Source organism: Halomicrobium sp. HM KBTZ05 (genome assembly GCF_041530035.1).
Classification (GTDB): Archaea; Halobacteriota; Halobacteria; order Halobacteriales; family Haloarculaceae; genus Halomicrobium.
Map to the genome: position 1 here is coordinate 2,890,055 of NZ_CP168057.1, position 9,085 is coordinate 2,899,139.

Consider the following 9,085-nt stretch of genomic DNA (forward strand, 5'->3'; position numbering starts at 1 on the left):
ATATTTCATTCGGTGGCGATTATGAGCCACCCCGTGGGCCACTGTCAGAAAGAGAAATTCTGGTGATAGCCAGTGAGGTTTGCTGTCAATACCGAACGCGACTTCACAAATAATCACTGACGACGCTGCACAAAGGGCGACGTAGCGACAGCAGACACCACAGGCCGCCACGAGTACCGAATACATCGAAGTAAGCGTCACATGGCAGGTGGTCAATGAATTATCTAATTACGGACGACCCACCCAGATCCGCTACGCCGCCGTGTCGACCCGGTCCATCGTCCGCTGGATCGTCAGCCCCGAGAGCATCGAGGTGGCGATGTACCACACCGTCCAGACGTGCAGCGGCCCGATCAGTTTGGCCGTCCAGGTGATCCGGCCGAGCATCGGGAACACCGTCGCCGTCGGCGCGATGGCGGCGGCGGGCGCGACGGCCAGCCACGAGAGCCACAGGAAGATCGGTGCCGAGACCAGCACCGTCCAGGCCATCGGTCGGAGCATGTGCTTGAACATCGACAGTTGCTGGGTCATCAGCTCCTGCTGTTCGGCCCGGAGCCGTTCGACGGCCTCGTCGTCGCCGCGCTCGCGGGCGTCGTCGAGTCGCTCGCGAACGTCGGTCAGCCGGGTCTTGAGCCGTTCCATCCGTTCTTTCGACTGGAGTCGGCGGCGAATCGTCGTCGACGCCAGCGCGGTCACGACTGCAAGTAGTGTGATCGTCGCGACGAAGGGCAGTTGTGCCGCGAGCGGTCCGAGGACGGTGTTGACGCTCTGGCCGACCAGTTCGCGCCCGCCGGGCAACTGGTAGCTCGCCATCAGTGCGAGTGCGCCGACGCCTGCCAGCTTGTCCGCGCGCGACCAGCCGCCGGTCTCTGGGGCGTCGGGGTCCGCGTCGTCGAGGTCTCGCTGTGCGAGCAGTTCGCGCGCCGCGGTCGGATCGTCGACGACGAAGCGGTCACCAGCGGGGACGACGACGCCGTGGTCGAGCAGTCGGCCCCACTCGACGGGATCGATCTGTCCCCGGAGATCCGCCCACGCGACGGTTCCGTCGCCCGCCTCGGCACGGTCGAGGACGACCGCCAGCGCCACGGCGAGGTCGTCGTCCGCCCGGACGGCGTCGAGAGAACTGTCCATGCCCTAACTGGTCCGAACAGACATATGAATCTTCTTCCTCGGCGAATCCGGTCGGAAGCAGGTAACCGACCACGCAGCGAGCGCGGTGGCCGGGGCCGCAGGCACTCGACCAGGTTCGGAAATAAGCCGGCTGTTTAACAATTGAGTCCCGCAATTTTGCTAGAGATTGTGCATAAAATGGCGTATAATAGCAGCCGTTTTAACAAACAGGTCGTCGAACCGTCGACTATGATCGATCGCGAGACGGTGACGGCCACGCTCGACGACTATCGGCCCGATCCGAACGACGCGATGTTCGAGGTACTGAACGAGCCGACACCGGCTGTCGTCGCCATTCGAGTCGGCGACTGCTCGCCCGCCGGATTCAGAGACCTCTACCGACTCCTCTCGGCGACGACCGACGCACACGACACCGTCCACCTCTACGAGGAGACGGTCGACTGGACCGCCCGGTCGGCCCTCTCGAACTGGTACGGCATCCTGCCGGACCTCCGATGGGGGTCGACGTTCGACATCGGTCGCTACGCCGCAGTCGGCGATTCGGTCTGGGCGCGGGGACTGTTCGACTGCTGGCGAGCCATCGCGCCGGTCTGGCCGGTCAGTCCCGACGAGATGCGATACTTCGGCCCGGCGGAACGCGAGGCGGCTCGCACCTGGGTCCGGACCGGCGAACTCCCGAGCGATCGTGGGAGGGCCACACAGTGACGGCAGACTTCGTCGTCCACGACGCAGTGGTCGTGACCGTCGACGAGCGCAACCGCGTCTACGAGTCCGGCACCGTCGTCGTCCGGGACGGCGACATCGCGACCGTCCGAGAGAGCCGGGCGGGCGACGCCGAGATCGACGCCGACCACGTCCTCGACGGAGCGGGACGGCTCGTGTTGCCCGGGCTCGTGAACGCCCACGCACACCTGGAGGGGACCGCGCTGACGGGTGCCTTCAGCGAGATGGGGCCGGTCGAGCTGTTCGCCCAGATGACGCCGCTGATCGCCGACATGGCCAGCGAACACGACGACCTGCTGCGAGCGGGGTACGAGCTGGCGGCCCTGACTCACCTCCAGGGGGGCGTGACGACGGTCAACACGATGGACGTGCGCCCGGCACTGGGCGCGGACATCCTCGGCGAGGCGGGGCTGCGGGCAGTGATGGGACCCATGCTGTCGGACCTGTTCTGGGACCGGTCGGTCGACGCACAGTTCGAGCGGGCCCGCTCGTTCGTCGAGCAGTTCGACGGCAGCTACGACGGCCGCATCAGCGCCGCCCTCTGTCCCCACGACGACTGGTCGTGTACGCGCGACCTCTGGGAGCGCGTCGCAGACCTGGCGGCCGAGTACCCCGAGGTGCCAGTCCACACGCACCTGCTGGAACTCGGCGAAAGCGACGAGATGGCCCGTGCGAACGGGAGCGACGATTCGCTCGCGCTGCTGGACACGGTCGGGCTGCTCGACGACCGACTCGTGGGCGCGCACTTCCGGGTCGCCGACGAGAGGGACATCGAGCGGATGAGCGAGGCCGACGCCGGTGTCGCACACTGTCCGTCCATCTTCGGCTACTACAACCTCGATCCAGAGACTCCCTGGACGCCGGTGGCCGACCTGCGCGAGGCCGGCGTGGCCGTCGGCCTCGGTCTTGACGACCACTACTGGCACGACTCCGTCGACCTGTTCGAAGAGGCGCGATCGGCGCGGCTGCTGGCCAACCTCGACGCGGGAGCACAGCAGTACGACTCGATGGCGCTGGTCCGGATGCTCACCGCCGAGAGCGCCGACGCGGTGGGCATCGAGTCGGTCGGCCGCCTCGTCCCCGGTGCTCGTGGCGACCTCGCCGTCCTCGACGTCGACCAGGCGAAGTTCACGCCGTTGACGAACGTGGCGGCACAGCTCGCGAACGGTGCCCGCCGTTCGGACGTGGAGACGGTCGTCGTCGACGGTGAAGTGGTCGTCGAGGACGGCGTCGTCCAGACGATGGACGCGCAAGCGGTCCGGGAACGGGCCACGGCAGCCGTCGAGCAGTTCGCGGCGGCGACCGAGTGGGACCTCGGGCTCGGAACGCCCGAGCCACCGGCACTCCGGGACGTGCTCGCCGACGCGCCAAAGCGCGGGCCGGCGAAGCTACTGGGACGGCTCGGCGCACGGAAATTGCGGGACGTGTTCAGGTGACGGCGGGGGAGAACGCGATCAGCAGACCGGCTTGGGGTTGACGCCGAGGGCTTCCAGCGTCTCGAAGTAGTCCTCGTAGGCGGCCTGGACCACCGCACTCGCGGCCGTCTCGGCGGCGTCCCAGTCGCCGTCTTCGGCCAGCGCGTCGAGTGCCGCCTGGCGCAGCTCCTCGATGCCACCGCCCAGATCACGAAACACCTGCGAGGTCTGGGGGTCGGCCTGCCCGACGAAGAAGCCGGTAAGCTGCTCGAAGGTCTTCTTCGCGACGAGCGTCCAGCCGACGAGACCGCCCAGACGGGCGGCCGTCTCGTCTTGCTCGGCCAGCGTCTCGAACATGGCCGGCCGCTCGCCCGGTTCGTGGTCGCCGTGCTCGTCGACGATCGTCTCGTAGTGCTCGCGGGCGGTGTCGGCGGTCGTCTCGAAGACGTCGCCCTCCCACCCGTCGACGGTCTCGAACGCGTAGTGTGCGCGGTCGGCCGCGCCGGCGAGGATCGGCCCCTCGTCCATCTCGCCGCCGGTGAGCGCGTACAGCGCCTTGGACGAGCCGAGCCGCGAGAGCGCCGTCTTGTTCTCGGAACTGATCGTGTCGACGAATTCCTGAGCGTCCATACTGGTCGCTACGGTCGCCAGGGCTTGTAACTGCCGGGATCCGACGGCAGCCACCGGGCCGACCGACCATCACGGGCGTTAAGCCCGTCGGGGTCCAGACACGCTGTAATGAGCGAGTCCCCGCTCGTCGTCGCCATCAGCGGCAGTCTGCGCGAGACGAGCACGACGTGTCTGGCACTGGAACACACGCTGTCGGCCGCAGAGACGGCCGGCGCGACGACGGAACTGGTCGACCTCCGCGAGTGGGAACTCCCGCTGTTCGATCCCGACGACCGCGACCGGGGCGACGCCGAAGCGTTGCGGGCGCTGCTCGACGACGCCGACGCGGTGGTGCTCGGAACGCCGGTGTACCACGGGATGGTGTCGTCGGCGCTGAAGAACGCCCTCGACTACCTGGGGCGCGACGAGTTCCGAGACACGACGGTCGGACTGCTGGCGACTGCCGGCGGTGGCTCCTACGGCCCGGCGCTGGAACACCTCCGAACCGGCGTCCGGACGGTCCACGGCTGGACGCTCCCCCACGAGGTCGGGATCCGCAACGCGTCCGACGCCTTCGACGACGACGGAGCCTTCGTTGACGCCGACATCGAGGACCGGGTGCGGACGCTCGGCCGGATGGTCGCGGCCAACGCCGGGACCGAACCGAAAGCCGCAGTATAGCGGGTCCCTGCCCGATTATCGAAGTCTGAATCGATGTCGGTCGCCGGCAGCGTCGGTGAACGACCAGGCAGGTATATAGTGGCTCAGCCGAATCTCACCACCATGTTCGACCAGCACCTCGGCGACGACCGCCCGTCCGAGTACCACGTCCTGTGGGACGGCGGCCGGTCGGGGTCGAACCCGCGGATCGACGTGCGCCTCCTCGAAGGGTGGGCTCGCAAGTGGGGCTACGACGTCGATCGCCGTCGCCGCGTCGACAGCGACCGAGCCGACGAGCCCCGCGAGCAGTGCCGGATCGCCTTCGCCTTCGGCGAGATCGTCGAAGAGACGCTGTCCTACGGCGACCGGGAGTACACGTTCACGACCGATCGGACGCCAGCGACCTACTTCGAACTCGACGAGTGTGGCGACGCACGCCTCGCGACCTGGGCCAGCGAGCGCACGCTCACGCTCCGAGAACTGCGTATCGACGGCCGGGACCTCGTCTTCGACGCGGTGCTCGAGCCCGGACCGGGCCGCGTCCACGGCCAGTGGCTCTCGACGACCGTCGATCAGACGCAGTACTGGCTGACAGGATAGTCGGAGCCGCGAGCGATCGGCCTGTCTGTACGGGAACCCCGAGCAAAACGGAGTGTCCGACAGTCGTTTCGAAAGCGTAGCGAACAGACACTCCGACCGGCGAGAGGTGACAGGATAGCTCTAAGAAAGACGAAAGGGCAGCAGTTTTCGGACGGAATCGCAGTACTGAACCGGGTGGCTCTCTATGCCCATTGTTGTCTATATACCGTACATATGAGCGGGATTTATCCGACAGTGCCGGCCCGATCCACGTAATGGATTCACAGGGGGATTCCGGGTCGGACAGTTGGTCCGTCCTGCCGAGCGCGATCCGGCGACGGTTCGTGTGGAAGTTTCTGACGACGGTCGCGGTCGTGATCGTCGTCACGGCTGGCATCGGCATCGTCTCGTTGAACACTGCGACGGCGACCCTGACGGGGCAGGTCGACGAGCGGACGACGACGACCGCGGAGTTACAGGCCGACGCGCTGGACCGGTGGCTCGACGGTCACCGAGACACGGCCAACCAGATCGGACTCCGCCCGGACGTACAGGCCGGGAACGCCTCGTCGGTCCAGTCGTACTTCGACGCTCATCGCTTCGGTCCGGACGTGGTCAGCGTCAACTACGTCGCCGACGACGGGACGGTGCTCGCGAGTACGAACGCTTCGCGGGTTGACACAACCGTCACCGGCACGGCGGTCGGCGAGGCCATCACCGCGGGCGTTCCGGTCGGACCGGCACAGGTCGTCGACGACACCTACGCCCGCCGAGGGACGACCGTCGCCGGCATCGTCGGCAACTCGGTCGGGAGCGAGGGCGTGATACTGGTCGAGGCGTCGCTGGGCGAGCCGGTGGCCGGCTTCGATCCGAAAGACCGGTCGGGGTACACGACGCTGCACGACTCGGAGGGGATGCTGTTTGCCACCGTCGAGTCGCCAGCGAACGTTCCCGAACGGGTCCGGCGTGCCAGCGACACCGGGTCGGTGAACCTCGAATCGTCCGCGAGCGAAGTCGTGGGCCACGCCCCCGTCGCAGGGACCGACTGGGTGATCGTCCGCCACCTCCCCGCGTCGGCCGCCTTCGCCGTCCGAGAGGAGATCCGGACGGGCATCCTCGCCGTGATGGGCGCACCGCTGGTGTTGCTCGGCGGTCTCGTCCTGGTGAGCGGCCGCCGAACCGGTAACGCGCTCGAACGGCTGGAACGAAAGGCCGGACGCATCGAAGACGGCGACCTCGACGTGACGCTCGAACAGACCCGAGCCGACGAGATCGGGCGACTCACGGCGGCCTTCGACAGTATGCGCCAGTCGCTCCGCGAAGAGATCGAGGAGGCACGATCTGCGCGCAAAGCCGCTGAAGTCTCTCGGGCCGAGGCGATGGAACTGACCGACTACCTCGAAGCGACTGCCGACGACTACTCGGACGTGCTCGCCGAGTGCGCTGCGGGGGATCTGACGGTCAGGATGGAGCCCGACGGCGAACACGACGCGATGGACCGCATCGCGCGCGACTTCAACGATACCGTCGCCGAACTGGAGAAGACGACCGGTCAGCTCAAGACGTTCGCCGAGGACGTGGCCGATTCGGCAGGCCACGTCGAGACCAGTACCGCGACGCTCCGGCAGGCCTCCGAACAGGTCGCCGAGGCCGCCCAGCAGGTGTCGCTGGACGCGTACGAACAACAAGAACAGCTGGCCGAGATCAGCGAAGAAGTAGACGCCGTCGCGAGGACGCTCGAACGGCACGCCGACCAGCACGAAGCGCTGGACCTCGACGAGCCGCTGGCTCGCATCCGCGCGGTAGCGACGACCCTGTCGGACGTGGCAGAGATCAGCGAGGAGACGACACAGGCCGCTGAGACCGTCGCCGGTGCGGCAGAGGAACAGACCGCCGAACTCAACGAGGTGTCCCAGCAGGCCAGCACTCTCAAACAGTACGCCGGGCCGCTGGGTGACGTGCTCAGTCGCTTCCGGACCGAGTCCGAACGGGAGTTCTTCTTCCCGTCCGGTCCGGGCAACGTCGGCGAGGAAACCGCCAACGACTCGGGTCCGGGCGAGTGACCGCCCGCGGACCGACCACCGCAGGCGCGGCGTTTCCGCCGGTGGTCGCCGGCCGAACAGTCAAGAGCGTGTGCGCTCATAGCTGGGCTATGGCCGAATTCGTCCGGCTGGCGGGCGCGCCCGATCGCCTCGCGAATCTGGTCGGAGAGACGACCCTGACGCCGGACGCGACCGATCCGTACTACGAGCGGGTGCTCTTCGCGCTCAGAGAGGACGCGCTGACAGCCCCGGCACGGTCGGGCTCTCCGGCGGTGTACACGAGCTATCGACCCGACCACTTCGACAGCTACGCGGTCGACCGGCCCAGCTACGTCGTCCTCGGCGCGGTCCCGACGTTGCAGTGGCTCGACTGGCTGGACGACGACCGCGTCGAAGTCGTCTTCGGGGGCGATCCCGGCCGGCAACTGATCGAGTGGGCCGAGATCCGCGGGCGGGACCACCGCATGCGCGCCGAGCCGCTCCCGACCGACGTCGCCGTCGAGTCGGTCGATCTCGGGATGCCCGCGGCGTTCGACGACGACGGGCGGTTCGCGCCGGACGGCGCGCCCGCTCCCACGCGGGTCGAGACCGACGCCGCGACCCTCGAACGACTCGTGACGGCCGCCGAGATCGTCGACAGCGAGGGCGTACCCGTCGTCGTCGAGGACGGGCAGTTCCGGCTAGCCGTGTCCGGGGAGGTCGTAGCGGGGACGGGAACGCTGTCGGCCCGGACCGTCGAGGGACCAGACTGCCGGAACTGGTACGGGCCGGAACTGGGCGCGCTCACGCGGACCCTCGGCGGACCGGTTCGCCTCGAAATCGTCCCCGACGGACCGATGGCAGTCGTTCAGGAGACGGAAAGCGCGACGCGGCGGTACGTGCTCGACGAGCGGGTGTAGCGACTGTCGGCACTCGTCGTCGTGGCACGAAAGAAAGAACGGAAACTGACCTCAGTTGCCCTTTTCGATGGGCGCGCCGACGAGGTTGCCCCACTCGGTCCAGGAACCGTCGTAGTTGACGGTGTCGTCGTAGCCCAGCAGCTCGTGGAGCGCGAACCAGGCGACCGAGGAGCGCTCGCCGATGCGGCAGTAGGCGACGGTCGTCTCGTCGCCGTCGATGTCTTCGTCGGCGTACAGCTCCTGCAGCTCGTCGAAGTCCTTGAACGTGCCGTCGTCGTTGGTCACGGCCGCCCAGGAGATGTTCTTCGCACCGGGGACGTGGCCGCCACGCTGTGCGGTCTCCTGCAGGCCCGGGGGGGCCAGCACTTCGCCGGAGAACTCCTCGGGGGAGCGAACGTCCACGAGCGGGAGGTTCTTCTCGATGGCGTTCTCGACGTCGTCGCGGTACGCGCGGATGGACTCGCGCGGGCCGGCGGCCTCGTACTCGACGGCGGAGAACTCGGGGACCTCGTCCGTGGTCGTGTAGTCGTTGTCGAGCCAGTACTCGCGACCGCCGTCGAGGAGTCGAACGTCGTCGTGGCCGTAGTACTTGAACTGCCAGTAGGTGTAGGCAGCGAACCAGTTGGAGTTGTCACCGTAGAGGACGACCGTCGAGTCCTCGCTGATGCCGTGGCTCCCGAGCAGGTCCTCGAAGTCTTCCTTCGAGAGGATGTCGCGGGTGGTCTGGTCCTGGAGCTGTGTCTCCCAGTTGAAGCCGATCGCGCCGGGCGCGTGGGCCTCGTCGTACGCTTCGGTGTCTACGTCGACCTCGACCAGTCGGTGGTCGGGATCGTCGCTCTGGAACGAGTCGAGGTTGTCCTCGACCCAGTCCGCCGTCACGAGAACGTCGTTTGCGTAGTCGCTCATAATACAGGCCAAAATATGCACCCCATCCATATAACCCCACCCTCTCTCGGCATAGCCCGCCACTCCTCCCCTCTGGCGGCAGTTTCTGCCCCTTGTCGGACGTATTAGTATGCGAATATTT

General features: G+C 67.3%; 9 protein-coding genes. 6 read left to right on the forward strand and 3 right to left on the reverse strand.

Translation table 11 applies throughout. The annotated features are described in order from the left end of the window. Positions 1-252: 252 nt before the first annotated feature. Complete coding sequence (locus tag ACAH01_RS15050; protein ID WP_372479734.1) at positions 253-1,131, reverse strand: DUF106 domain-containing protein; 879 nt, start codon at positions 1,129-1,131, stop codon at positions 253-255. A 228-nt stretch (positions 1,132-1,359) separates the two neighbouring features. Between ACAH01_RS15050 and ACAH01_RS15055 the strand changes: the two genes are divergently transcribed. Both ACAH01_RS15055 and ACAH01_RS15060 read left to right on the forward strand, forming a co-directional pair. Next, positions 1,360-1,836: an STAS/SEC14 domain-containing protein gene (locus ACAH01_RS15055; RefSeq protein ID WP_372479735.1), complete on the forward strand. Its 477-nt coding sequence runs from the start codon at positions 1,360-1,362 to the stop codon at positions 1,834-1,836. Then, complete coding sequence (locus tag ACAH01_RS15060; RefSeq protein WP_372479736.1) at positions 1,833-3,290, forward strand: amidohydrolase family protein; 1,458 nt, start codon at positions 1,833-1,835, stop codon at positions 3,288-3,290. Before ACAH01_RS15055 ends, ACAH01_RS15060 begins: the two co-directional genes overlap by 4 nt. A gap of 18 nt (positions 3,291-3,308) precedes the next feature. On the opposite strand, the gene ACAH01_RS15065 is transcribed toward ACAH01_RS15060, so the two are convergent. Continuing rightward, entirely contained in the window at positions 3,309-3,899 is a 591-nt protein-coding gene (locus tag ACAH01_RS15065; protein ID WP_372479737.1) for a rubrerythrin family protein, read from the reverse strand. Between the two features lie 108 nt (positions 3,900-4,007). Here ACAH01_RS15065 and ACAH01_RS15070 point away from each other — a divergent pair, with 108 nt between their 5' ends. The 4 genes from ACAH01_RS15070 (at position 4,008) to ACAH01_RS15085 (ending at position 8,058) form a co-directional block, all read left to right on the forward strand. Next, on the forward strand, positions 4,008-4,559 hold the full coding sequence (locus ACAH01_RS15070) for an NADPH-dependent FMN reductase (protein WP_372479738.1): 552 nt from the start codon (positions 4,008-4,010) through the stop codon (positions 4,557-4,559). A gap of 102 nt (positions 4,560-4,661) precedes the next feature. Further along, positions 4,662-5,138, forward strand: a complete 477-nt coding sequence (locus ACAH01_RS15075; protein WP_170093338.1) for a hypothetical protein — start codon at positions 4,662-4,664, stop codon at positions 5,136-5,138. A 254-nt stretch (positions 5,139-5,392) separates the two neighbouring features. Next, positions 5,393-7,180: a HAMP domain-containing protein gene (locus ACAH01_RS15080; RefSeq protein WP_372479739.1), complete on the forward strand. Its 1,788-nt coding sequence runs from the start codon at positions 5,393-5,395 to the stop codon at positions 7,178-7,180. Positions 7,181-7,269: 89 nt separating this feature from the next. Then, complete coding sequence (locus ACAH01_RS15085; RefSeq protein ID WP_372479740.1) at positions 7,270-8,058, forward strand: hypothetical protein; 789 nt, start codon at positions 7,270-7,272, stop codon at positions 8,056-8,058. A gap of 51 nt (positions 8,059-8,109) precedes the next feature. Here ACAH01_RS15085 and ACAH01_RS15090 read toward each other — a convergent pair whose 3' ends face one another. Next, complete coding sequence (locus tag ACAH01_RS15090) at positions 8,110-8,964, reverse strand: sulfurtransferase (protein ID WP_372479741.1); 855 nt, start codon at positions 8,962-8,964, stop codon at positions 8,110-8,112. Positions 8,965-9,085: the final 121 nt, after the last annotated feature.